The organism is Ectothiorhodospira lacustris (assembly GCF_022227845.1).
GTDB classification, from domain to species: domain Bacteria; phylum Pseudomonadota; class Gammaproteobacteria; order Ectothiorhodospirales; family Ectothiorhodospiraceae; genus Ectothiorhodospira; species Ectothiorhodospira lacustris.
On sequence record NZ_JAJNQN010000007.1, the window covers coordinates 71,367 to 94,315 of the forward strand.

Genomic DNA, 22,949 nt, shown 5'->3' on the forward strand with positions numbered 1-22,949 from the left:
GCGGGCCGGTCGGCCCGCCCGAGCGGGAAGGACAGAATGATGAAGATGTTCCGGACCATGGCCGCGCTCCTCATCCTGTTGGCATTGCTGGCCTTGGGGGGCACCGCCGGGCACCACATGACCACCACCGATGCCTTCTGCAGCAGCTGTCACGCCTACGAGAAGGTCTCCTGGGATCAGGGGCAACACCCCGAGGTGGGTTGTCTGGACTGCCACACGGGGGGCTTCGTGCGGGACAAGGTGCAAGGCGCGCGCAAGATGTTCCTGGTCTTCACAGGACAGCGGGACCCCCACCACGACCGGCTACCCTCATACCCCGAAAAGACCCAGGCCAACTGCAAGGGCTGCCACCTGACGGAGACGGCGGCGGTCCATCAGCCCTTCTTCCTGGCCCGGCATGAGGGCTACATGGCGGCGACGGGCAGCTGCACGGCCTGCCATGAGTCGGGACATGTGGCGGCGGTGAGGGAACAGCGCTATGGGCGGCGGTAGGCGGGCCGGGCGAACCTTACACGCACTGCCCCGCCGCGTGGCCCGATGACCAGGCCCACTGAAAGTTGTAGCCGCCCAGATGCCCCGTCACGTCCATCACCTCACCAATGAAATACAACCCCGGCCGGTCCCGGCAGGCCATGGTCTTCGACGACAGGGCCTCCGTGTCGACCCCGCCCACGGTCACCTCGGCAGTCCGATACCCTTCCGTGCCGGAGGGCCAGACGGTCCAGCGCTTGCAGGCGGCCTCCACCGCCTCGATATCCACGGCAGTGAGTTGCTCCAGCGGCTTGTCCTCCATCCAGCACTCGCACCAGCGCTGGGCCACCCGTCGGGTCAGGTACTGCCCCAGCCAGGTCTTGAGGGCCATTTTGGGTCGCTCGCGGCGAAGCCGGTCGAGATGGGAGGCCAGGTCCAGATCCGGCAACAGGTCGATCTCCACCGGCAGACCCGGTTCCCAGTAGGAAGAGGCCTGCAGCACGGCGGGACCGCTGAGTCCGCGGTGGGTGAACAGGAGGTTTTCCCTGAAGGCGTGGCCCGCCACGGTCACCCGCGCCTCCAGGGCGATGCCGGAGAGATCGCGCACCCGCTCCAGGGTGCGTCCGGACAGGGTCAGGGGCACCAGGGCGGGCCGGGGCGGATGCACCCTCATGCCCAGGGAGCGTGCCAGTGCCATGCCGAAGTCGGTGGCCCCGAGGGTGGGAATGGAGCACCCGCCAGTGGCAATCACCAGGGACTCGCAGCTCACCGGGCCCAGGGGAGACGACAGTCGATGAGGCTCACCGATCCGCAGGTCGCTGACCGGACTGCGGGTCTCGACACGCACACCAGCGGCCTCGCACTCGTCCAGCAACATACGGACGATATCCTTGGCGGAATGATCGCAGAACAGCTGTCCATGGCTGCGCTCGTGATAGGCGATGCCGTGACGTTCCACTAGGGCAATGAAGTCCGCCGGGGTATAGCGGCTCAGGGCGGATTTGACGAAATGGGGATTACGGCACAGATAGTTGTCCGACCCCACATGACGATTGGTGAAATTGCAACGCCCGCCGCCGGACATGAGGATCTTCTTGCCCACCTTGTTGGCATGGTCCAGCACCAGCACGCGCCGGCCGCGGGTGCCGGCGGCGGCGGCGCACATGAGCCCGGAGGCACCGGCGCCGATGATGACCACATCAAAGTGGCGAGCCATGGGGGGAGGATTCATGGGAGGCGATTCTAAATCAGACGGACGGGAAAATGATAAGCCCTTTTCCCGAAGGGGATGCTCCGAATCCGGCATTCCCGCGCTGGCTGTCGCGGGAGTAACGAAGGGGGCATTGGGGCGACAAAAGAGGAACGACGTGGAACTTATAATATTGAATAAGTCTAATTATCAAAAAAGAACGCCACCCAAAAGGATTACCCCCATGTTCCGCACCAGCCTGCTCACCCTGCTCCTACTCCTGGCCGCCTGGACCGCCCCCGCCGGGGCGCGGGAGGACCGGGTGGTGGCCACCTTCTCCATACTGGGCGACCTGGTCAGGGAAGTCGCCAGTGAGGACATCACCGTTGACGTGCTCACCCCGGTGGGCGCCGAGGTCCACGACTGGGAACTCACCCCACGGAACTTCATGTCCCTGGAACGGGCGGATATCGTCTTTTACAACGGCTTGAATCTGGAGCAGTGGATGCCCCAAGTGAAAGGCACCGTGCGCACCCGGACCCCCGTGATCGCCGTCGCCGAAGCGTCCGGATTCGAGACCCGGCCCATCATCACCGGTGAGTTCGCAGGTGTGCCAGATCCACACCTGTGGATGGATCCGCGGGCGGCGTCCGCCTACGGCCATGCCATCGCCGCAGCCCTGGCCAAGCAATGGCCCGAGCGGGCGGAAGATTTCCGGCAACGGGCCGACCGGCTGGAACAACGCCTGCTGGCCCTGCATGAAGAACTCGGTCGGTCCCTGGCCGCCATCCCGGAGGATCAGCGCCTGCTGATCACCAGCGAGGCCGCCTTCGTCTATTTTGCCGCCGCCTACGGTTTCGAGCATGACGGCGTCTGGGGAACCAATGCGGAAACCGAGGGCTCCCCCAGGCAGATCATGCGGATCGTGGATCGGGTGCGCGAACACCGGCCACGGGCCCTGTTCTGGGAAAGCACCATCACGGATCGGTATGTGCGCAGTGTGGCCGCCGACACCGGCATCGCCGTGGCCGGTCCGCTCTATGTGGACTCCCTGGGAGGACCCGGTAGCGGCGCCGAGGATTATGCGGCCATGATGCGTCATAACGCCGCCCTGCTGCGTCGGCATCTGGGGGCACAATGAGGACATCGACGTGGTCTTGAGACTGCCCTCCAAACCCATGGCCGTGGAAGTGAAAGGACTCAGCGCGGCCTATGACGGCCAGTCGGTGCTGGAAGACGTGGACATCGCCCTGCCTGCGGGCAAGTGGACCGCCATCATCGGTCCCAACGGCGCCGGCAAGTCCACCCTGTTCCGCATCCTGCTGGGGGTGATGAAGCCGCTGAGCGGAGAAGTCACGGTGCTGGGTGATGCGCCGTCCCGGCAGCGCCGCCTGGGGTATATCGCCTACATGGCCCAGCAGGAGGCGGTGGAATGGGATTTCCCCATCTCCGTGCAGGACACGGTGATGACGGGACGTTTCGGCCACATGCGCGGTGATCCCTGGTGGCGCCGACTGCTGCCCCCCCGCTGGACCCACCCCCGCCACTGGGACGTGGTGCACCGGTCCCTGCAGGCGGTAAACATGCAGGATTTCGCCCACCGCCCCATCGGCGCCCTCTCCGGCGGCCAGAAAAAGCGCGTGCTGCTGGCCCGGGCGCTGGCCCAGGAAGCCCGGCTGCTGTTGTTGGACGAACCCCTGGCCGGGGTGGATGCCGCCAGTGAACGGCTAATCCTGGACCTGCTGACCCGGCAGCGGGCCGCCGGCCGCACGGTGGTGATGGTCACCCACGACATGGACAGTGCCCGGCGCTATGCCGACCAGGTGCTGCTGATCAATCGCACCATCGTGGGTATGGGCGCGCCCGATAACATGCTGGTGGACGAGATGCTGGCACGCACGGCGGTGGCCGGCTGGCGGCCGGTGGCCCGGCGCGACCCACCTCTGGAGGCCTTCCCGTGATGGAGACGCTGGAAACCCTGGGCATCGGGCTGATCGACGGTCTGCTGGCGGTACTCATGCTGGGGGTGGGCCTGCTGCCCGATGCCCTGGCGGAACCCTTCAGCTACGGCTTCATGCAGCGCGCCCTGCTCACCGCCATCCTGGTGGGTGCCATCTGCGGCCTGCTGTCCTGCTTTGTGGTGCTCAAGCGCTGGTCGCTGCTGGGAGATGCCATCTCCCATGCGGTCCTGCCCGGCGTAGCCATTGCCTATCTGCTGGGCTGGCCCTTCTTCATCGGTGCCTTCATCGCCGGCGCCCTGACCTCCGTGGGTATCGGTGCCCTGGAACGGCATACCCGCCTCAAGGCGGATGCCGCCATGGGCCTGATGTTCACGGCGGCCTTTGCCCTGGGGGTGGTCATCATCAGCAAGATCGCCACCAACACCCATCTCATGCACATCCTGTTCGGCAATGTTTTGGGGGTCCAGTATCCGGCCCTGCTGCTGACCCTGTTCTCGGGAGTGGTGGCGTTGCTGGCGGTGTGGGCCTTCTACCGGCCGCTGCTGCTGTACACCTTCGACCCGATGCAGGCCCAGGCCCTGGGCTTCAACACCGGGCTGATCCATTACGGGCTGATCCTGCTGCTGACCCTGACCATCGTCGCCAGCCTGGAAACGGTAGGGATCATTCTGGTGGTGGCCATGCTCATCACCCCGGGGGCCACCGCCCATCTGCTGACGGAACGGCTGACCACCATGATGCTGCTGTCGGTGGCCGTGGGGGTGACGGCATCGGTGGTAGGACTCTACCTGTCCTTCCGGCTGGACGTGGCATCGGGAGGCGCCATCGTGTTGGTGGCAGCGGGCCTGTTCCTGGTCAGCCTGCTGCTGGCCCCCCGCCATGGCCTGCTGGCAAGGTGGTGGCGCGCCCGACGCCTGCACGCGCCCTCTCCCTCCAACTAGGTCTGGCGCAGCACCAGGGTGACCCGCTCCACATCCTCCTGGGTGTCCACCCCCGCCGGCGGAGTTTCCAGGGCCGTGCCCACGTGGATCCTTGCCCCATGATAGAGGGCCCGCAACTGCTCCAGACTCTCAATCCGCTCCAGGGCGCAGCTCTCCATGCGGGTGAAGCACTTGAGATACCCCACCCGGTAGGCATACAGGCCGATATGACGCCGACAGACCTGCAGGGCCGGTGACACCTCCATATCCAGGGCATCCCGTTCCCAGGGAATCGGGGCACGACTGAAATAGAGGGCAAAATCCCGAGCATCCCGCACCACCTTGACGGTGTGGGGATCATAGAGCTGGGCCGCCCGGGTAATAGGGGTGCACAGGGTGGCGATCACGGCCTCGGGATGGGCCGCCAGATTCTCGGCCACTTGGCGCACGATAGAGGGGGGTGTCAGGGGCTCATCCCCCTGCAGGTTCACCACGATGGCGTCATCCGGCCAGTCCATCCGCGCCGCCACTTCCGCGATGCGGTCGCTGCCGGAAGTATGGTGCACCGAGGTCAGGCAGACCCGGGCACCGAAAGCCCGGGCGGCCGCCTCGATCCCGGCATCGTCCGTGGCCAGGACCACATCCTCTGCCCCGCTGGCCTGGGCGCGCTCCCAGACGTGGCGCACCATGGGCTTGCCCGCCAGATCCACCAGCGGCTTGCCGGGCAGGCGCGTGGAGCCATAGCGAGCCGGGATGACCACCTTGAAGGACATTCAGTACTTCCCCCCTGTGACGACGACCGTCGATGACCCTGGGCGGGTCACTTTTCCTTCCACTTCTCCAGCTCCTCTTCCGTCAACCGGCGGGCCTCGTCCTCCAGCATCACCGGGATGTCGTCGCGGATGGGATAGGCCAGCCGGGCGCCGCGTGAGACGAGTTCGCCGCGGTCCTTGTCATAGATCAGGGGACCTTTGGTGACCGGGCAGACCAGAATATCGAGCAAGCGTTTGTCCATCGTTCCATTACCTCAAGCTGTGAAGGCGATCCAGGGCCTGGACCGCGCGCAGTATTGCCGATGCCAGGGCCGGCTCGGGCACGGCGCTGACGGGTACAAACCAGTGTTCGGGGCCAGCCATGCCCCGGCATTTTACGGCATCCTTCTCGGTCATCAGTACCGGAAGACCGTCATCAAAGCGTATCTCATCCACCGTGTAGGGATGATGATCCGGAAAGGCGTGGGGGATCACTTCCAGACCGGCCGCCGCGAGCATGTCGAAGAAACGGGGCGGATGACCGATACCGGCCAGGGCATGGACCCGTCGGCCAGCCAGGGCATCCAGGGACATGACCTGCTCCGGCCGTCGCACCGACAGGGCCATACGGCCGGTGAGCTGCATGGTCTGCTCGCCGGGACGGGGCGGGCCGTTGACCACCACGAAGTCCACCTCGTCCAGTCGTCCCGGCGGCTCGCGCAACGGACCCGCCGGCAGGCACAGGCCGTTGCCGAAGCGTCTTTGGCCATCCACCATGACAATCTCCAGATCCCGCTGCAGGGCATGATGCTGCAGGCCGTCATCGGCGACGATGACGTCGCAGTCATGGGCCGCCAGCAGCGCCCGCGCCGCCCGGTTGCGATCCGGGTCCACATAGACCGGACAACCGCCGCGGATGGCGATCAGCACCGGCTCGTCCCCCACCTGGGTCGGATCGCTTTCCAGCGTGACCGGCTGAGGCCAGTGCCGGGCCTGCCCCCCGTACCCCCGGCTGACCACCCCGGGACGGTAGCCGTGGTCCTTGAGCAGACCGCAGAGCCAGACCACCATGGGCGTCTTGCCGGTTCCCCCCACGGTCAGGTTGCCCACCACGATCACCGCCCGCACCGGCAACCGGGGACGATAGCGATTGCGGCGGCGATGCCGGGCCCGGTTGAGCAGGACCACGGCGGTGTAGAGCAGCGACAGCGGATAGAGGGCCAGGGCGACCGGGTTGCGGTCGTTCCAGTAATGATCCAGGGATTTCACCGGCCGCACGCCCCCCGTCTCAAGACCTATTCCATCCCGACATCATTGAACTGCAGGCGATGCAGGCGGGCATACATGCCGTCCCGGGCCAACAGGTCCCGATGGCTCCCGGTCTCCAGGATGCGTCCTTCCTGCATCACCACGATGCGGTCCGCCTTTTCCACTGTGGACAGGCGGTGCGCGATGACCAGGGTGGTGCGATTGCGCAGCAGGTTGTCCAGCGCCCTCTGGATATGCCGTTCGGCCTCCGTATCCAGGGCCGAGGTGGCCTCGTCCAGGATCAGGATGGGGGCGTCCTTGAGCAAAGCTCGAGCGATGGCCAGACGCTGGCGCTGACCGCCGGAGAGCAAGACCCCGTTGTCCCCCACCATGGTGTTGAGCCCTTCGGGCAGACGGCGGATGAACTCCATGGCCTGGGCCGCCTCTGCCGCCGCCAGGATCCGGCGTTCATCGGAGGGATCCACTTGGCTACCGTAGGCGATGTTGTTGGCGATGGTGTCGTTGAACAGGGTCACATGCTGACCCACATAGGCGATCTGGCGACGCAGATCGGCCAGGCGGTACCGGCGGATGTCCACCCCGTCCAGCAGCACCTCGCCCCGCTGGGGTTCATAGAAACGAGGCAACAGGTTGACCAGGGTGGTCTTGCCGCTGCCGGAACGCCCCACCAGGGCCACGGTTTCTCCCGGGGCCACCTCAAGATCGATCTCCCGCAGCACATCCCCCTTGGCGGCGTCGTAGCTGAAGCTCACGCCTTGCAACCGGATCTCCCCCCCGGCCCGCTCAAGGGACAGGGTGCCCTGATCCCGTTCCAGGGGCTCATCCAGCAGACCGAAGATGTTCTGCCCGGCCGCGATACCCTTCTGCAACATGGCATTCACGTTCACCAGGCGGCGGATGGGCGTCAGCAGCAGCAGCATGGCGGTGATGAAGGAGACGAAGGTTCCCACCGAGACGTCCTGCAGCAGGGACTCATGGGTGGCGATCCAGACGATCAGGGCCAAGGCGATGGCGACGAAGAACTGGATGATGGGCAGGTTGCTGGCCTGGGTGGCCACCATCTTCATGTGCAGGCGACGGTTACGTTCGTTGATCTCATCGAAGCGGGACTGTTCATAGCCCTCCCCACCGAAGATCTTGACCACCCGGTTGCCGTCCATCACCTCCCCGGCCACATGAGTCACATCTCCCATGGAAGCCTGGATACGCCGGCTGATCTTGCGAAACTGCCGGGTCACCCGGCTGACCGCAAAGGCCACCGCCGGGGCCACGATGAGGACCGCCATGGTGAGCTTCCAGTTCAAATACAGCATCCAGCCCAGCAGACCCAGTACCGTGACCGTATCCCGGATCAGGATGGTGATGCTGTCGGTGGAGGCCGCCGCCACCTGCTCTACGTTGTAGGTCAGGCGGGAAATAAGCTGGCCACCGGCGTTGCGATCGAAATAGGACACGGGCATCTGCAACAGGTGCTGGAACATGCGCCCGCGCAGTTCCTTGACCACCTGCCGCCCGACCCACTTCATGGTGTAATTGGACACGAACTCCGCCACGCCGCGAATGAAGAAGATGCCGATAATGGCCAAGGGGATCCAGCGGATGGCATCCGGGTCCCGGTCCACGAAACTGCCGTCCATCAGAGGCCGCATCAGGGCCGCGAAGCCGGTCTCGGTGGCGGCGGTGATGAGCATGGCCACCAGGGCCATCAGCAGATAGGGCCAGTATTTCAGGGAATGGGACAGCAGCCGACGATAGACCTCCACGCCGGGGATCTGATACTGGGTCTGTCCGGGCAGTGATGAATGACGACTCATTCCGGGTCACCACCCAGGGTGGCGATGGACAGGCGGGACACCCCCAGGCGGCCGGCTACGTCCATAGCGGTGACCACGGACTGGTGCGGGGTGCGGGCATCGGCCCGGATCACCAGGGGCATATCCGCCCGGCCTGCCAGGAGCTCCACCATTGCCGCCCGCAGGGTCTCGGGGCGAGTATTGACCAACTCGGCGCCATCCAGGAAATAGCGTCCCTGGGCATCAATCACCAGGTCCAGCGCGCTGGGCGGACTCTCCTGTTCCGGTGATTCGGCGCGGGGCAGTTCCAGCTGCAGCACGGAATGCCGGTCAAAGGTAGTGGACACCATGAAGAAGATCAGCAGCAGGAACACCACATCGATCAGGGGTGTGAGGTTGACCCCGATCTCCTCGGTCTGTCGACGACGGAAATTCAAGACGGCTTCACCCCGGGTGCGGCCACCCGTTCTCCTTTGAGCACTTCCACCAGCTTGATGGCCTCCTGCTCCATGTCCAGCACCAGTTCATCCACCCGGCCGCGGAAATAGCGATGGAAGATCATGGCGGGAATGGCCACGGAGATCCCCGCCGCTGTGGTGATCAGGGCCTGGGAGATACCGGCGGCCAATTCACCGGGACTGCCCACGCCCACTGCCGTGATGACGGAAAACACCTGTATCATGCCGACGACGGTACCCAGCAAACCCAGCAGAGGGGTGATGGCGGCGATGGTACCCAGGGTATTGAGAAAGCGCTCCAACTCATGGGCCACGCGACGACCGGTTTCCTCGATGGTCTCCTTCATGACCTCCCGCGAGCTGCGCCGATTGACGAGCCCGGTGGCCAGGATACGACCCAGGGGCGAACCCTCCCGCAAGGTGCGGATGCGGGCATCATCCAGTTCACCGGCCTGGATCCACTGCCAGATCTGCACCACCAGCTGGGACGGGATGACCCGGCGGCGGCGCAAAGTCCAGAAGCGCTCGATCACGATGGAGAGCGCAATCACCGAACATGCGATGATGGGCAGCATCAGCCAGCCACCGGCCTTGACCAGTTCAAACACGTCTTGCATCACTCCGGGTTGATTGGACTGGAGGGCATGATACTTGAAACAAGGGCTTGAAGGAAAAATGGAAAAACAGCAGAAGACCCTCACCATGAGCGTGCTGATGACACCGGATATGGCCAACTTTTCCGGGCATGTCCACGGCGGCGCCACGCTCCGACTGCTGGATCAGGCGGCCTATGCCTGCGCGGCGCGTTATTCCAACAACTACGTGGTCACCTTGTCGGTGGACCAGGTCTTTTTTCGCGAACCCCTGCGCGTCGGGGAACTGGTGACCTTCATGGCTTCGGTCAATTACACCGGCAAGACCTCCATGGAAGTAGGCATCCGGGTGATTGCCGAGGACATCATCCGGCACCAGAGCCGCCACGCCATGACCTCCTACTTCACCATGGTGGCGGTGGACGAGAACGGTCGCCCGGTCCGGGTCCCTTCACTTGAGATCGAGACCCCCACCGAGCGACGCCGGTACGAAAATGCCGCCATGCGCCGGGAACTGCGCCAGGAGATCGAACGACGGCATGGACAGATTCGTCAGCAGTACAAGCCGCGCTCCGGGACCCGTACCGGGTCAGGGCAGGATCACGCCGATCAGCACCAACCCATCATGGAGCAGGAACAGGGCCAGTAGCAGCAGCATCCCACCCAGGGCACGCATGGTGTAGATGTAGGGCCTGCCGCAAAGTAGCCGCCTTGATCGCCCGACCAACACGGCAATGCCCATCTTCGCACCCACCATCAGCAGGTAAAAGCTGCCGATGAAGGCGGCGCCGGCAAACCAGGCGTGTTCCAGCGCCCTGACCGTGACCGGGCCTCCCACGGTTAGCCAGAACAGATAGGGGTGTGGACTCAGGACATTGACCAGCACCGCCTTCTGCAGTGACCGTGCCCGGGGCGCCGCCTCCGCCCCCATGGGGCTGCCGGAAAATGTCAGTCCCTGCCAAGCCAGGTAACACAGGAACACCCCGCCTCCCAGGGAGATCAGTCCCAACAGCGTATCCAGTCCCGAGAGCCGGCTGAGCACGAACAGGGTCAGCAGGATGATGGGCAGGTCCGTCAGCACCGGCGCCAGGGCCACCTTGATCCCGGCACGGGCACCATATTGCAGGGTTTCGGAGATCACCAGGGCCAGCAAGGGACCCGGCGCCATCCCGGCGGAAAACCCCAGGATCATCCCGGTGCTCAGGCTGGCGATCATCAAATTACCTTTTTATTCCTGTATTCGATCGATGGATTCCCGCTTGCGCGGGAACGACGTATCTGCCGGCTGTCATCTGCTGGATTCCCGCTTGCGCGGGAATGACGTGCCGGCCCCTCAGCGGTGCCAGTGGCGACGCGCCGCATGGCGGTGGCCCGGCTGCACCGTCACCCCCTCCCCCGGCACGAAGTCCACCCGCAGGGCGCCTTCATGGACCGGGTCCAGCCACTGAATCCCGCGAGTCCTCAACCGGGCCAGGACCTCGTCATGGGGGTGTCCCAGGCGGTTTTCAAAACCGGTGCTCACCAGGGCCAGCTGGGGTGAGACCCGGTCCAGCAGGGCCTCCGACGAGGACGTGCTGGAACCGTGATGAGGCAACACCAACACATCCGCGGCCAGTCCCTTCCCTTCGCCGCGCACCAGCACGGCCTCCCCCAGGCGCTCCACATCCCCCGGCAACAGCATCGAACCACCGGGGCCGCTCACATGGAGCACGCAGGAGGAGTCATTATCATCCCCCCAGCCCCGCGGCGGATGCAGCATCCGGAACGTCACCCCGTCCCATTGCCAGGCCTCGCCCCGCAGGCATTCCCGGCTCCGGGCATGGGGTAGCCGCACCGGAGAGCGGCTCAATACCTCGCCCACCGCAAGACTGTCAAGGATGGCGTGGGCACCGCCGATATGATCGTTGTCGCCATGGCTGACCACCAGCCGGTCCACCTGCCCCCTTCCCAGATGCCGCAGATAGGGGACCACCGCCGCCGAACCGGCATCAAAGCGTGGGCTAAAGCGCGGCCCCGTATCGTAGACCAGGGTATGGTCCCGGGTCTGCACCACCGTGGCCAGCCCCTGCCCCACATCCAGCACGGTGAGCCGGAATTCACCGGGCTGCAGTGACGGCCTGATCGGCCAGAGCATGGGCAGCAGCAAGAACACCCCCAGCCAGCGGGCGGGCAGGGCACGGGGCGCCAGGATCAGGGCCAGCCCCAGCAGGGCGGGCCACAAGGTCCAGAACGGCGGCGCCGCCCGCCATAGGGACCAGGGCCATGATCCCATGTGCTCCAGCAGCGGCCACAGGAGGCTAACGGCCAGATGGGCCGCCAGCCAACACCACTGCGCGGCCCAGGGGATCAGCGGAGCCAGCAGCACGCCGCCCAGGGTGAGGGGGACGACCACCACGCTGACCCAGGGCACGGCCACCAGGTTGGCCAGTGGCGAGACCAGCGACCCGTGCTGGAACATCACCAGGGTCAGGGGCAGCAGCCCCACCCCCGCCACCCACTGGATACGCAGGACCGCTGCGACCCCCCTGGGCCTCTGCAGCCGCCCCGTCATGGCATAGAGGATCACCCCCACGGCGGCAAAGGAGAGCCAGAACCCGGCATCCAGCACCGCACGCGGATCCAGACACAGCACCACCAGGAGCGCCAGTGCCAGGGTCCGGCCCGGCCGGGCCACGCGCCCGAGCCACAGGGCACCCAGGGCCACCACGAGCATGGCCAGGGCCCGCTGGGTGGGGACGGCAAATCCGGCCAAGGCCGCATAACCGGCGGCACAGATCAGGGCACCGATCACCGCCGCCCGCTGAGCGGGCAGCCGCAGCGCCAGCCCTGGCACCCGTCGCCAGCCCCAGAGCATCAGGCCATACCCCATCCCCGCCATCAGCCCCACATGCAGGCCGGAGATGGCCATCAGATGGTTGGTGCCGGTATCAATCAAGGTGGTCCACTGCTCCGGCCCGATACCGGACCGATCCCCGACCGCCAGTGCCCGCAGAATCCCGGCGTAGGGGCGCTCGTCCAGCACCAGTTCCATCCGCTCGACCAGATCGGCCCGCAGGCGATGCAGTCGATGGATCGGACGGTCATCCATGCCCAGCCGCCGCGCCGAGTCCGGCTCTCGCACATAGGCGGTGGCGCCGTAACCCTGGCGAAACAGCCAGCCCTCATAATCGAAGCCGCCGGGATTGCGAAACCCCGTGGGCCGGCGCAGGCGCAGGGTCAGTTGCCAGCGCTCCCCGGGCACCATGTCGGGAGACTGCCCGTACCAGGCCACCCGCACCCGCCGGGGCAACCTCTCGTCCGGGTCGTAGGCGCCGTCCGCCCAACCTTCGACCCGAAAACCGAAGCGAACCCCGCGATCCAGTGCTTCCGGCAGGGAATCCACCACCCCGATCAGGGTCATGTCCTGTCCGGAGAGTCCCGCGGGCAGCCATGGACCGGCCACCAGATGAGTGTGCAACAAGGCCCATGAAAAGCCCAACAGGGCGATGGCCGGCCATCGCGCCGAAGGCATGAATCTGTAGAATAGGGGCACGGCCAGGCAGACAACGACCCACGCAAGCGCGGGCAGATGGGGGAGGCTGTGGAGAGCCACCACCCCGAGAAGAAACGCCAAGGCCTGGCTTTGCATCTTCCGCTCCCTGGAAAAGCATCCATAATGGGCGGCCCGCCCGTGGCATCCGTCGCGGGGCCGCGGCACCCTGAACCGTGCAAGAATCCATGGCAAAAAAGCTCATCAAGAGCCTGTTTCCAACCTACCACAAAGTACGGGAGCATGAATCCCTGCGCTTTTTCGGCGCGGTGCTCAATGACCCCAACCTGTGGCATCTGAACCGACGGTCCGCGGCGGGGGCCTTCGGCGTCGGTCTGTTCGTGGCCTTTCTGCCGATCCCGGCCCAGATGCTGACAGCAGCCGCTCTGGCGATCATCGTGCGGGTGAACCTGCCCATTTCCGTGCTGCTGGTCTGGATCAGCAACCCCCTCACCATGGCCCCCATCTATTACGCCGCCTACACCATCGGGCGGTTCCTGATGGGTGAGCCACGGCGGGGTTTTTCCTTTGAGTTGAACCTGTCCTGGTTCACCGGAGAGTTGGTGGTGATCTGGAAACCGCTGCTGCTGGGCAGTCTGGTGATGAGCGTGATCGCCGGACTGGCGGGATACATCACCATACGGCTACTATGGCGGCTGCACATCGTGCGGCGCCTGGATCTCAAGCGACGGCGCCTGCCCCGGCTCGGACGCCGCCGGGAATCCTCTTCTCCCCCCACCGATCCATAAGATAGCTCTGAATAGCCTCCCTGCCATCACTCCCGCACCTCCCTGCCGTCACTCCCGTACCTCCCTGCCGTCACTCCCGCGAAAGCGGGAGCCCAGAGCCTTCAGTCTATAACCTGGATTCCCGCTTTCGCGGGAATGACCTGCGAGATAAGGGCATGACCTGTGAGATAGGGCATGACCTGCGAGATAAGGGCATGACCTGTGAGATAGGGCATGACCTGCGAGATAAGGAAATGACCTGTGAGATAAGGAAATGACCTGAGAGATGAAGGAAGAGTTGTGGGATAAGGCAAAGATTGATTCGGGATATTCCCGAAAACCTGCCTATGCAGGCGCCGGTGCCCGGCGCAGGGGCCTTAGCCGCCCTTCTTCCAGCATCATGACCCGGTCCATGCGCTCCGCCAGCTGCATGTCGTGGGTGACCACCACAAAGGCGGTGCGCAACTGGCGATTCAGACGCAGCATCAACTGAAAGATCTCCTCCGCCCGCCCACGGTCCAGATTACCGGTAGGTTCATCCGCCAGCACCGCGTGGGGCTCGGTGATCAGGGCCCGGGCGATAGCGGCCCGCTGGCGCTCCCCGCCGGAGAGTTCCCCCGGCTTGTGGGCGACCCGATTGGTCAGCCCCACCCGCTCCAGCAGACTGCGGGCACGATCCGCCGCCATCCCCGGGTTCTCGCCACGGATCAGCAGCGGCATGGCCACGTTTTCCAGCGCCGTGAACTCGGGCAACAGATGATGAAACTGGTAGATGAACCCCAGATGCCGGTTACGCAGCTTGCCGCGTCGGGCGTCGGAGAGCCGGGCCACATCCTGGCCGCAGATACTCACCGTACCCTGGGTAGGCAGATCCAGCCCCCCCAGCAGATGCAGCAGGGTACTCTTGCCGCTGCCCGAGGTACCGACGATGGCCACCTTTTCCCCCGGCTGGACCTCCAGGTCGACGGCACTCAGGACCTCCACCTTGAGGCCCCCTTCATCGAAGGTCTTGCCAAGGCCCCGGCACTGGACCACCGGGCCTCGGGTATCGATCTGCCAATCCACCATATGCGTTCTCCCGCTACTCGTATCGAAGGGCATCGGCCGGCTGGGTGCGGGAGGCCCGCCAGGCCGGGTAGAGGGTGGCGATCACCGTCAGACCGAAGGCCAGCAGGCCCACCCGCGTGACATCCTGCAGCTTCAGGTCGGACGGCAGGTCGGAGATGTAGTACACATCCGGCGACAGGAACTTGAGGCCCAGCAGGGACTCGATGGCGGGGACGATGGTCTCCACGTTCAGGGCCAGCGTGATCCCCCCGAGCACCCCGAGCACCGCACCGACCACACCGATCAACGTCCCCTGGACCATGAAGACCAGCATCACCGAGAACGGCGTCATTCCCAGGGTACGCAGGATGGCAATGTCCGATTGCTTGTCGATCACCACCATTACCAGGGTGGAAACGATATTGAAGGCCGCCACCGCCACGATCAGGGACAGGATGATGAACATGACGGTCTTTTCCGTCTGTACGGCGCGGAAGAAATTGGCGTGCTGGCGGGTCCAGTCATTGACCCAGAAGCGCCCCTCCAGCTCCGACGCTACCTGCCGTGCGATCAGCGGTGCCCGCATCATGTCATCCAGTTTCAGGCGCAGGCCGGTGACGGCATCATCCATCCGGTAGATCTGTTGGGCATCGTTCAGGTGAATGAAGGCACTGCTGCGGTCATATTCGAACATGCCCACCTCGAACACCCCCACCACATCCAGACGGCGCATACGCGGCAGCACGCCCACGGGGGTCACCGCCGCCTGGGGAGTGATCAGCGTCACCTTGTCGCCCACCCCCACCCCCAGGGCCAGCGCCAGCTCCCGCCCCAGCACCACCCCAAAGCGTCCCGGCTGCAATTCATCCATGCTGCCGAGGACGATGTGTTCACCCACCCGGGAGACCCGGGCTTCCAGGTCGGGCACGACGCCGCGGATCATCGCCCCGCTGACCTGCTGGCCGCTGGAAAACATTCCCTCCGCCTCCACGAAGGGCGCCACGCCCACGACCCGGGCGGCCCCTTCCACCTGGGCCATCACCTCGGGCCAGTGACGCAGGCGCCCGTCGAATTCGGCAATGGTGGCGTGGGAGGCCATGCCCAAGATGCGTTCACGCAGCTCCTTCTCGAACCCGTTCATCACCGACAGCACCGTGATCAGCGCGGTGACGCCCAGGGCAATCCCCAGCATGGAAATGAGGGAGATGAAGGAAATGAAGTGGTTGCGGCGCTTGGCACGGGTGTAGCGAAGGCCGACGAAGATCTCAAGGGGTCGAAACATGGGCGGATTAAATCACAGGCCAAGGTGAATTCATATGTGGAAACACTGAACAATCTCTCTGCCGTCACCCCCCATCCCCTGCCCTGCCGTCACTACTCACCCCCCCTGCCGTCACTCCCGCCCCCCTGCCGTCACTCCCGCGAAAGCGGGAGTCCAGGATCTTCAGCCCCTGACTGGATTCCCGCTTGCGCGGGAATGACGTTCCTGAAACACCATGTCAGAGAGGCGATGACGGCCCCCGAATCGACAGGTCCACCGGCAGGGGACGCATGAGTTCAATCCCGCAAGGCGAGACCCGGGCGCCCAGCGCCAGCACCTCAACCCCGGCCGCATGGGCCCGGCGCAGCCAGATCCCGTATTCCGGATCGATGGCGTCGGCAGGCCGGACCTGATGGACATCCTCCCTCTGGACACAGAAGATCAGGGCCGCCCGATGTCCCGCCTCCACCATGGCGATCAGCTCCCGCAGATGCTTGCTGCCGCGACTGGACACGGCATCGGGAAACAGGGCCACGCCCCCCTGTACGGCCGCCGTGACGTTCTTCACTTCCACGTAGCAATCCACCCCGTTCAGATCCAGCAGCAGGTCGACGCGGCTGTTATGCAGGCCGTATTTCACCTCCCGGCGCAGGCCGGTGAAGTGTGCCAACTCCGGCACCCGTCCTGCCCTGAGGGCCTCCTCCACCAAGGCATTGCTGCGACCGGTATGGATGCCCACAAAGACCCCGTCGGCCTCCACCAGTTCCCAGGTATGGGGGTATTTGCGCTTGGGATCGTCGGAACGACTGAGCCAGACCCGGGCCCCCGACGTCATGCAGCCCAGCATGGAACCGGTGTTGGGACAATGGGCGGTGATCGTCTCACCGTCATCCATCAGGACATCGGCCAGAAAACGCTTGTAACGCCGCTGCAGGATGCCGGATGTCAGGGGCTGGGAAAAGATCATCGGACGAAGGGTCTCCATCGGGGGAACGGGCGGGAACAGTCGGTATTTCCTCACCCTGGGTGCGGTGCTATATTCAAGCTCGTATAGTTTAGTTCGGAGACCATGATGCCAAGAATGCCCGCCTTCTGCGCAGTCCTTGCCGGGGCCCTGTTCATGGTATCCACTGCGACCGCCGATGTCCTCGTCATGCCCAGCGGCGAACCCCGGGTCGTGCAGCAACCTGAGCAGCCTGCCCGTGGCATGCACAAGAACACGGTGCTGCATCGCCATGGTGAGCCGGAAGTCCGTCACCCCACCGTGGGCGCCCCCCCCATCACCCGCTGGGACTATGACGGCTTTGCCGTGGTCTTTGAGGGCCATCATGTGGTCCATACCGTGGTGCGCGGCAGCCGGACCGACGCCCTGCACCCCTGATCCCTGCATAAAACCCGAAGATACATTCATGTCCCGCACCCTGCTCCCCGAGTGGGCGCCTCAGAGCGCCGTGATGCTCACCTGGCCCCATGAAGACACCGACTGGGCACCGATCCTGGAGGAAGCCGAAACGGTCTTCTGCCGGATCGCCCATGAAGTCACCCTGCGCCAGGGCCTGGTGGTCACCTGTCAGGATGAGGCCCACGAGGCCCATGTCTGTCGGCGTCTGACCGAGGCGGGCGTGGACATGACGCGGGTGATCACCGGGCTGGCTCCCGCCAACGACACCTGGGCTCGGGATCATGGTCCGATCACCGTGCTGGCCGACGGCGCCCCGTTGCTGCTGGATTTCACTTTCAACGGCTGGGGCGGCAAGTACCCGGCCGAGGCGGACAATAAGGTCACCCGCCGGCTGCACCAGCAAGGGGCTTTCGGCAACCTGCCCCTGGCCACGGTGGATTTCGTGCTGGAAGGCGGCTCCATCGAGTCGGACGGCCGGGGCACCCTACTCACCACCCGCCAGTGCCTGCTGACACCCACCCGCAACCCCGACCTGGACGAGGCCGCGATCGAGGCCGTGTTGCGCCGGGAGCTGGGCGTGGAGCGGGTCCTGTGGCTGAGCCGGGGTCATCTGGCTGGGGATGATACCGACAGCCATGTGGACACCCTGGCCCGGCTGTGCAGCCCCGACACCATTGCCCATGTAGTCTGTGATGACCCCAAAGACCCTCACCACGCCCCCCTGGCGGCAATGACGGCAGAGCTGGAAGCCTTCCGGACCGCGAATGGGGAGCCCTACCGGCTGATCCCCCTGCCCCTACCGGCCCCGATCTACGACGAGGAAGGTCGCCGCTTGCCCGCGACCCATGCCAATTTCCTGATCATCAACAGGGCGGTGCTGGTGCCGACCTATGGGGACCCTATCGATGGAGTGTCGCTCACCCGGCTGGCGCAGGCCTTCCCGGACCGGGAGATCGTGGGTATCGACTGCCGGCCCCTGATCCACCAGTTCGGTAGCCTGCATTGCGTCACCATGCAACTACCGGCCGCCATCGACTGACCGCAAGATGGCACATTGAGCCTCTGTGGGAGCCGGCCTGCCGGCGAACGGGGGCTATGGCATCATCCCGCAGGGGGAATACTCCCGGGGGGCCGAGCCGCGGATGAACGGCATCCAGCGCGCGGTCTCGCACTGTTCCACTGCCCGCAGACCGTAGGCCGGGTCCACCAGCAGCCACTCGATCTCCTCCGGCGGCGTCTGCGACAGCCCCCGCCGGGCCACCCGGGCCATTACCTCACCCCAGACCGGCAGGGCGCCGCTGGCACCGGTCAGCCCGGTGGGCTGGTTGTCATCCCGCCCCACCCAGACCACGGACAGGACATCCCCGCTGTAACCGGCAAACCAGGCATCACGCAACTCATCCGTGGTGCCCGTCTTGCCCGCCACCGGCAGATCCGCCGGCAGCCGCCGCTGCAGGGCGCGACCGGTACCGCTGCGGGTCACCTCATGTAACGCCGCCGTCACCAGGTAGACCGCCTCGGGATCCGCCGCCAGACGCAGAGACAGGGGATAACGCTGCAACAATTGACCCTCCCGGTCCACCACCTCCCGGATCGCCCGCAAGGGGACCTGGTAGCCGCCGGAGGCCAGCCCCTGATACAGCGCCGTCACCTCCAGGGGCGTCATATCCACCGCCCCCAGCACCAGCGAGGGGAACGGCGGCACCCGACGCTCCAGCCCCAGGGCGTTGAGCTGATCCACCACGGAGGCAATGCCCAGATTCAGGCCCAGCCGGGTGGTGGCGATGTTATAGGACTGGACCAGGGACTCCTGGGTGGTGACCCAGCCGTGATATTGACGGTTGGCATTGCGCGGGGTCCAGGTATCGCCGTTCTCCAGGCGCACGGTGAGGGCCTCATCATCCAGCAGGGTGGCCAGGGTAAAGCGCTCCGGCCGGGACAGGGCTGCCAGGTAGACCACCGGCTTGATCACCGACCCCACCGGCCGACGGGCCTGCAGGGCCCGGTTGAAGGCGGCCTGACGCATCTGCCGGTCCCCCACCAGGGCCAGAACCTCGCCGTTGTCGGCACTGGTCACCACCACCGCCCCCTGCAGGCTCCCCGCCTCCAGGCGCCGCTCCCGCTCCAGCCGGTCCAACTCCCGGGTCAGGGCCTGCTCGGCCGCCAGCTGGGCCATCGGATCCAGGGTGGTGAAGATCAGTAGCCCCTCTTCCCGCAGATCCTCGTCCCGGTAATCCCGGCGCAGCTGCTCCCGTACCAGCTGGATGTAGGCCGGGAAGGGGCTGACACCGGAAGGGGCCTGGGCACTGACGTGAAGCGGCCGGGCCTGGGCCTGGGTCAGTTCCTCCGCGCTCAGATACCCCGCCTGCCCCATCAGTCCCAGGACCAGGTTACGACGGTTCATGGCCCGCTCCGGACGGCGACGGGGTTCGTAGAAGTTCGGTCCGCGGATGATACCCACCAGCAGGGCCATCTCCGGCACTTCCAATTCATTGAGGCGACGCTGGAAATAGAACTGGCTGGCCAGCCCGAACCCGTGAATGGCGCGACCGCCGTCCTGGCCCAGATAGACCTCGTTCAGGTAGGCCTCAAGGATCTCATTCTTGTCATAGCGCCGTTCCAGCAGCAGGGCCATGATGGCTTCGTTGAACTTGCGCGCCAGGGTACGATCGTCGGTGAGGAAGTAGTTCTTCACCAGCTGCTGGGTCAGGGTGCTCCCCCCCTGGACGGTGCGCCCCGCCCGCAGGTTGGCCAGGGCGGCCCGGGCGATGCCCATAGGATCGATCCCGAAGTGCCGGTAGAACTTGCGGTCTTCCACCACCAGCAGGGCCTGGATCAACTCCGCCGGCACATCTTCCAGACGCACCAGCACCCGGTCCTCCCCGTGGGAGGGGTAGATGTTGGCGATCGGTACCGGCTCCAGCCGCAGCAGGGAGAGAGGGCCGCCGGCTTCCAGGTCCTCCAGGACCGAAACCTGCCCGCCGCTGAAACCCACCCGGACCCGGCGGGGTGGCTCATGCCCATCGGCGAAGGGAAATCCCCGGGTGCGGATGACCAGACTGTTCCCCTGGCGCCGGTACTCCCCCTCCCGATCCCCTTCCCGGTAGTGCAGCAGGCTCAGTTCCCTGACCAGAGAATCGGCATCCAGGGGCAGTCCGGCATACAGTTCCAGGGGGCGGGCGAACACCCGCGCCGGCAACGCCCAGCGCTTGCCCTCGAACTGGGCCTGGATCTGCCGATCCAGCTGCATCGCGTGATTCCCGAGTACCACACCGCCGAACACCAGGATCACCAGCAGCAGGGGCCAGAGCCGGAATCGCCGGGGCGGCCGGGACTTGCCTCCTTTGCGGGGCGCAGTGCGGGCACGCGTCTTGCCGCGGGCGGGGCGGCGGGAGGTGGAAGGCTTGCGGGTCTGGGTCATGACATTGATCGACAGGAAGGCTGCGGTTTTGTGCCCTACACTATACCCTTGAATCCAGTCGCCCATCCGGAGCCTGTTCACACCCTCATGCCCCCCGATCAGACGACGCAGCAGACGCTCATCCAGACCCTGAAACATCCGGCGGCCTATCCCCATCCCGTGGGTGAGGTGCAGTGCATCGAGACCCACATCTCCACGGTGCTGCTGGCCGGCGAATTTGCCTACAAGTTCAAGAAACCGGTGAGCCTGGGGTTTCTGGATTTTTCCAGCCTTGAACAAAGACGGCATTACTGTGAAGAAGAAGTGCGCCTCAACACCCGCCTGGCCCCGAAGGTCTACGATGGCGTCGTCGCCTTTTCCGGCAGCCCGGAACACCCGGTCTTCGACGGCCCCGGCCTCGCCTTTGAATATGCGGTACGCATGCACCGCTTCGATCCCGCCGACACCCTGGATCACCTCCAGGAACAGGGCCGGCTGTCCCTGGACCTGATGGATCCGATCGCCGCCCGGCTGGCCCGGTTCCATGCCAAAATCCCGGCCAGCACGGACTACGGCCACCCGCTACAGGTACTGGCGCCCATGGTGCAGAACTTCGAGCACATCCGGCATCTGCAACCGGCCGGGCTGGACCTTGCGCCACTGGACCCGCTGGAAGCCTGGACCCGGTCACGACACCAGGCCCTCACCCCCCTGCTGGAACAGCGTCGCCGGGACGGTTTCATCCGCGAATGCCACGGCGATCTCCACCTGGGCAACATCGCCCTGGTGGACGGGGAACCCACCCTGTTCGACGGCATCGAGTTCAACCCGGCCTTGCGCTGGATCGACATCATCAGCGAAGTGGCCTTCCTCACCATGGACCTCATCGACCGGGGTGCCGAGGCCCATGCCCACCGGGTTCTCAATGCCTGGCTGGAGTCCACGGGCGACTACGAAGGTATGCCTCTGCTGCGTTTCTACCAGGTCTACCGGGCCATGGTACGGGCCAAGGTGGCCGCCATCCGCCTGGGACAGTCGGATCTGTCTGAAGCGGAGACCCGGGCAGCCACGGCTGCCTGCCGGACGTATCTGCAACTGGCGGAACGATTCACCCGACCCGGCCCGACGGCCCTGTTCATCAACCACGGCTTTTCCGGCAGCGGCAAGACCACTCTGAGTCAGCCCCTGCTGGAAGCCACCGGCGCCATTCGCATCCGCTCCGACGTGGAGCGCAAACGTCTGGCGGGCATGGCCGCCACCGATCGAGGTACAAACAGCTACCAGCAGGGCCTTTACGGTCAAGACCTGACCCGGCGCACCTATGATCGGCTGGCGGAACTGTCGGGCCTGCTGATCCGGGCCGGTCATCCGGTAATCGTGGATGCCACCTTTCTCAAGGCGAACGCCCGCGACCACTTCGCCGAGTTGGCCCGGCACTTGGGCGTCCCGTTCAGAATACTGGATTATCGGGCGGATCCGGACTGTCTGCGGGCACGGATCAGCCGACGCACGGCTACGGGCGATGATGCCTCGGACGCCGATCTGGAGGTGCTGGAGATGCAACTGCAACACCACGACCCGCTGGAGCCGAATGAGCCTGTCATCATCATCCTGGCGGACCGGCCATCGCCGGTGGATGAGATGCGGGGACTGCTGATTACCCTACCGGACTGACGGGGCGAATCCGATGAGCCCATGGCTTCGCCTTGCCCTGCCCCTTGCCGCACTGCTGCTGGGGGCCTGCGGCACCACACCGTCGCATCCGCCCGCGGACCCCCAGGTGCTGGATGCCCAGCGATCTCAGGTCGTGTTTCATGCCCTGTCCATGGTGGGCAAGCCCTATCGGTATGGCGGCACCTCCCCGGAGAAGGGCTTTGATTGCAGCGGGCTGGTATGGTTTACCCACCACAACGCGGGCATTCCGGTGCCCCGGACCACTACCACCCAGAGTCAGGGTGCCCGGCGGATTTCAACAGATGCACTGACCCCGGGGGATCTGCTGTTCTTTCGCACCGGCCGTGCCGGCCCCGGCCATGTGAGCATCTACATCGGTGACGGACGCTTCGTGCATGCCCCTTCCAGCGGACGGCCCGTCACCACGGAAGATCTGGATCATCCCTACTGGAGCCGGCGGTTCCTGCATGCCGGCCATTTCTACTCACCCTGAAGGAGCGCC

23 protein-coding genes are annotated in these 22,949 nt (G+C 65.4%); 10 read left to right on the top strand and 13 right to left on the bottom strand.

All coding sequences use genetic code 11. The features are described 5' to 3' along the window. Positions 1–36: 36 nt before the first annotated feature. Positions 37–492 carry a NapC/NirT family cytochrome c gene (locus LQ956_RS07080; protein WP_238622350.1) on the top strand — a complete coding sequence of 152 codons (456 nt, stop codon included), beginning with the start codon at positions 37–39 and terminating at the stop codon, positions 490–492. Between the two features lie 16 nt (positions 493–508). Here LQ956_RS07080 and LQ956_RS07085 read toward each other — a convergent pair whose 3' ends face one another. Beyond that, positions 509–1,702 (bottom strand): BaiN/RdsA family NAD(P)/FAD-dependent oxidoreductase, encoded by a 1,194-nt coding sequence (locus LQ956_RS07085; RefSeq protein ID WP_238629660.1) that lies wholly within the window; start codon positions 1,700–1,702, stop codon positions 509–511. Between the two features lie 202 nt (positions 1,703–1,904). Here LQ956_RS07085 and LQ956_RS07090 point away from each other — a divergent pair, with 202 nt between their 5' ends. Genes LQ956_RS07090 through LQ956_RS07100 form a run of 3 tightly spaced genes read left to right on the top strand, consistent with a single transcriptional unit; the run spans position 1,905 to position 4,562 of the window. Next, positions 1,905–2,801 (top strand): metal ABC transporter solute-binding protein, Zn/Mn family, encoded by an 897-nt coding sequence (locus LQ956_RS07090; RefSeq protein ID WP_238629661.1) that lies wholly within the window; start codon positions 1,905–1,907, stop codon positions 2,799–2,801. A 10-nt stretch (positions 2,802–2,811) separates the two neighbouring features. Then, positions 2,812–3,621: a metal ABC transporter ATP-binding protein gene (locus LQ956_RS07095; protein WP_238622347.1), complete on the top strand. Its 810-nt coding sequence runs from the start codon at positions 2,812–2,814 to the stop codon at positions 3,619–3,621. After that, positions 3,621–4,562: a metal ABC transporter permease gene (locus tag LQ956_RS07100; RefSeq protein ID WP_238622364.1), complete on the top strand. Its 942-nt coding sequence runs from the start codon at positions 3,621–3,623 to the stop codon at positions 4,560–4,562. Before LQ956_RS07095 ends, LQ956_RS07100 begins: the two co-directional genes overlap by 1 nt. Here LQ956_RS07100 and kdsB read toward each other — a convergent pair. Genes kdsB through LQ956_RS07130 form a run of 6 tightly spaced genes read right to left on the bottom strand, consistent with a single transcriptional unit; the run spans position 4,559 to position 9,421 of the window. Further along, the gene (gene kdsB / locus LQ956_RS07105; protein ID WP_238622346.1) at positions 4,559–5,314 is read right to left on the bottom strand and encodes a 3-deoxy-manno-octulosonate cytidylyltransferase; all 756 of its coding nucleotides are present in this window, start codon (positions 5,312–5,314) and stop codon (positions 4,559–4,561) included. The two genes, LQ956_RS07100 and kdsB, sit on opposite strands and share 4 nt — an antisense overlap. 47 nt (positions 5,315–5,361) lie before the next feature. Next, a complete protein-coding gene (locus LQ956_RS07110) occupies positions 5,362–5,556 on the bottom strand; it encodes a Trm112 family protein (protein ID WP_238622345.1) in 195 nt (64 codons plus the stop codon). Between the two features lie 7 nt (positions 5,557–5,563). Then, positions 5,564–6,571, bottom strand: a complete 1,008-nt coding sequence (lpxK, locus tag LQ956_RS07115; protein ID WP_238630372.1) for a tetraacyldisaccharide 4'-kinase — start codon at positions 6,569–6,571, stop codon at positions 5,564–5,566. A gap of 17 nt (positions 6,572–6,588) precedes the next feature. Continuing rightward, the gene (msbA, locus tag LQ956_RS07120) at positions 6,589–8,376 is read right to left on the bottom strand and encodes a lipid A export permease/ATP-binding protein MsbA (protein WP_238629663.1); all 1,788 of its coding nucleotides are present in this window, start codon (positions 8,374–8,376) and stop codon (positions 6,589–6,591) included. Continuing rightward, complete coding sequence (locus LQ956_RS07125; protein ID WP_238622342.1) at positions 8,373–8,792, bottom strand: ExbD/TolR family protein; 420 nt, start codon at positions 8,790–8,792, stop codon at positions 8,373–8,375. Before LQ956_RS07125 ends, msbA begins: the two co-directional genes overlap by 4 nt. Further along, complete coding sequence (locus tag LQ956_RS07130; protein ID WP_238622341.1) at positions 8,789–9,421, bottom strand: MotA/TolQ/ExbB proton channel family protein; 633 nt, start codon at positions 9,419–9,421, stop codon at positions 8,789–8,791. The genes LQ956_RS07125 and LQ956_RS07130 overlap by 4 nt, the downstream gene beginning before the upstream one ends. Positions 9,422–9,488: 67 nt before the next feature. Here LQ956_RS07130 and LQ956_RS07135 point away from each other — a divergent pair, with 67 nt between their 5' ends. Continuing rightward, the gene (locus LQ956_RS07135; RefSeq protein WP_238622340.1) at positions 9,489–10,055 is read left to right on the top strand and encodes an acyl-CoA thioesterase; all 567 of its coding nucleotides are present in this window, start codon (positions 9,489–9,491) and stop codon (positions 10,053–10,055) included. On the opposite strand, the gene LQ956_RS07140 is transcribed toward LQ956_RS07135, so the two are convergent. Together LQ956_RS07140 and LQ956_RS07145 are read right to left on the bottom strand one after the other, a co-directional pair. Continuing rightward, positions 9,996–10,622 (bottom strand): LysE family translocator, encoded by a 627-nt coding sequence (locus LQ956_RS07140; RefSeq protein ID WP_238629664.1) that lies wholly within the window; start codon positions 10,620–10,622, stop codon positions 9,996–9,998. The genes LQ956_RS07135 and LQ956_RS07140 overlap by 60 nt on opposite strands. Positions 10,623–10,739: 117 nt before the next feature. After that, entirely contained in the window at positions 10,740–13,034 is a 2,295-nt protein-coding gene (locus LQ956_RS07145) for a DNA internalization-related competence protein ComEC/Rec2 (RefSeq protein ID WP_238629665.1), read from the bottom strand. Between the two features lie 89 nt (positions 13,035–13,123). Here LQ956_RS07145 and LQ956_RS07150 point away from each other — a divergent pair, with 89 nt between their 5' ends. Further along, positions 13,124–13,684: a DUF2062 domain-containing protein gene (locus tag LQ956_RS07150; protein ID WP_238622337.1), complete on the top strand. Its 561-nt coding sequence runs from the start codon at positions 13,124–13,126 to the stop codon at positions 13,682–13,684. A 324-nt stretch (positions 13,685–14,008) separates the two neighbouring features. On the opposite strand, the gene lolD is transcribed toward LQ956_RS07150, so the two are convergent. From lolD to sfsA, 3 genes are all read right to left on the bottom strand, one after another. After that, positions 14,009–14,731, bottom strand: a complete 723-nt coding sequence (gene lolD / locus LQ956_RS07155) for a lipoprotein-releasing ABC transporter ATP-binding protein LolD (protein ID WP_238629666.1) — start codon at positions 14,729–14,731, stop codon at positions 14,009–14,011. Positions 14,732–14,744: 13 nt separating this feature from the next. Further along, positions 14,745–15,992 (bottom strand): lipoprotein-releasing ABC transporter permease subunit, encoded by a 1,248-nt coding sequence (locus LQ956_RS07160; RefSeq protein ID WP_238622335.1) that lies wholly within the window; start codon positions 15,990–15,992, stop codon positions 14,745–14,747. Positions 15,993–16,209: 217 nt separating this feature from the next. Next, positions 16,210–16,938, bottom strand: a complete 729-nt coding sequence (gene sfsA / locus LQ956_RS07165; RefSeq protein WP_238621401.1) for a DNA/RNA nuclease SfsA — start codon at positions 16,936–16,938, stop codon at positions 16,210–16,212. Between the two features lie 114 nt (positions 16,939–17,052). Here sfsA and LQ956_RS07170 point away from each other — a divergent pair, with 114 nt between their 5' ends. Together LQ956_RS07170 and LQ956_RS07175 are read left to right on the top strand one after the other, a co-directional pair. Further along, on the top strand, positions 17,053–17,352 hold the full coding sequence (locus tag LQ956_RS07170; protein ID WP_238629667.1) for a hypothetical protein: 300 nt from the start codon (positions 17,053–17,055) through the stop codon (positions 17,350–17,352). Between the two features lie 28 nt (positions 17,353–17,380). Next, a complete protein-coding gene (locus tag LQ956_RS07175) occupies positions 17,381–18,412 on the top strand; it encodes an agmatine deiminase family protein (RefSeq protein ID WP_238621402.1) in 1,032 nt (343 codons plus the stop codon). A 54-nt stretch (positions 18,413–18,466) separates the two neighbouring features. Here the strand turns inward: LQ956_RS07175 and mrcB are convergent, their stop codons facing one another. Then, the gene (gene mrcB / locus LQ956_RS07180; RefSeq protein ID WP_430733404.1) at positions 18,467–20,794 is read right to left on the bottom strand and encodes a penicillin-binding protein 1B; all 2,328 of its coding nucleotides are present in this window, start codon (positions 20,792–20,794) and stop codon (positions 18,467–18,469) included. 87 nt (positions 20,795–20,881) lie between these two features. Between mrcB and LQ956_RS07185 the strand changes: the two genes are divergently transcribed. Further along, a complete protein-coding gene (locus LQ956_RS07185; protein ID WP_238621404.1) occupies positions 20,882–22,447 on the top strand; it encodes a bifunctional aminoglycoside phosphotransferase/ATP-binding protein in 1,566 nt (521 codons plus the stop codon). Between the two features lie 13 nt (positions 22,448–22,460). Beyond that, entirely contained in the window at positions 22,461–22,940 is a 480-nt protein-coding gene (locus tag LQ956_RS07190; protein ID WP_238621405.1) for a C40 family peptidase, read from the top strand. The last annotated feature ends 9 nt before the right edge of the window (positions 22,941–22,949 follow it).

What these genes read in the sequence shown, in the direction of transcription:
- LQ956_RS07090 (WP_238629661.1), top strand. Translation starts at nt 1,905, where the DNA reads ATGTTCCGCACCAGCCTGCTCACCCTGCTCCTACTCCTGGCCGCCTGG.
- LQ956_RS07185 (WP_238621404.1), top strand. Translation starts at nt 20,882, where the DNA reads ATGCCCCCCGATCAGACGACGCAGCAGACGCTCATCCAGACCCTGAAA.
- LQ956_RS07175 (WP_238621402.1), top strand. Translation starts at nt 17,381, where the DNA reads ATGTCCCGCACCCTGCTCCCCGAGTGGGCGCCTCAGAGCGCCGTGATG.
- LQ956_RS07085 (WP_238629660.1), bottom strand. Translation starts at nt 1,702, where the DNA reads ATGAATCCTCCCCCCATGGCTCGCCACTTTGATGTGGTCATCATCGGC.
- mrcB (WP_430733404.1), bottom strand. Translation starts at nt 20,794, where the DNA reads ATGACCCAGACCCGCAAGCCTTCCACCTCCCGCCGCCCCGCCCGCGGC.
- LQ956_RS07080 (WP_238622350.1), top strand. Translation starts at nt 37, where the DNA reads ATGATGAAGATGTTCCGGACCATGGCCGCGCTCCTCATCCTGTTGGCA.
- sfsA (WP_238621401.1), bottom strand. Translation starts at nt 16,938, where the DNA reads ATGATCTTTTCCCAGCCCCTGACATCCGGCATCCTGCAGCGGCGTTAC.
- kdsB (WP_238622346.1), bottom strand. Translation starts at nt 5,314, where the DNA reads ATGTCCTTCAAGGTGGTCATCCCGGCTCGCTATGGCTCCACGCGCCTG.
- lolD (WP_238629666.1), bottom strand. Translation starts at nt 14,731, where the DNA reads ATGGTGGATTGGCAGATCGATACCCGAGGCCCGGTGGTCCAGTGCCGG.
- LQ956_RS07145 (WP_238629665.1), bottom strand. Translation starts at nt 13,034, where the DNA reads ATGCAAAGCCAGGCCTTGGCGTTTCTTCTCGGGGTGGTGGCTCTCCAC.
- LQ956_RS07150 (WP_238622337.1), top strand. Translation starts at nt 13,124, where the DNA reads ATGGCAAAAAAGCTCATCAAGAGCCTGTTTCCAACCTACCACAAAGTA.
- LQ956_RS07190 (WP_238621405.1), top strand. Translation starts at nt 22,461, where the DNA reads ATGAGCCCATGGCTTCGCCTTGCCCTGCCCCTTGCCGCACTGCTGCTG.
- LQ956_RS07170 (WP_238629667.1), top strand. Translation starts at nt 17,053, where the DNA reads ATGCCCGCCTTCTGCGCAGTCCTTGCCGGGGCCCTGTTCATGGTATCC.
- msbA (WP_238629663.1), bottom strand. Translation starts at nt 8,376, where the DNA reads ATGAGTCGTCATTCATCACTGCCCGGACAGACCCAGTATCAGATCCCC.
- LQ956_RS07110 (WP_238622345.1), bottom strand. Translation starts at nt 5,556, where the DNA reads ATGGACAAACGCTTGCTCGATATTCTGGTCTGCCCGGTCACCAAAGGT.
- LQ956_RS07135 (WP_238622340.1), top strand. Translation starts at nt 9,489, where the DNA reads ATGGAAAAACAGCAGAAGACCCTCACCATGAGCGTGCTGATGACACCG.
- LQ956_RS07100 (WP_238622364.1), top strand. Translation starts at nt 3,621, where the DNA reads ATGGAGACGCTGGAAACCCTGGGCATCGGGCTGATCGACGGTCTGCTG.
- LQ956_RS07160 (WP_238622335.1), bottom strand. Translation starts at nt 15,992, where the DNA reads ATGTTTCGACCCCTTGAGATCTTCGTCGGCCTTCGCTACACCCGTGCC.
- LQ956_RS07140 (WP_238629664.1), bottom strand. Translation starts at nt 10,622, where the DNA reads ATGATCGCCAGCCTGAGCACCGGGATGATCCTGGGGTTTTCCGCCGGG.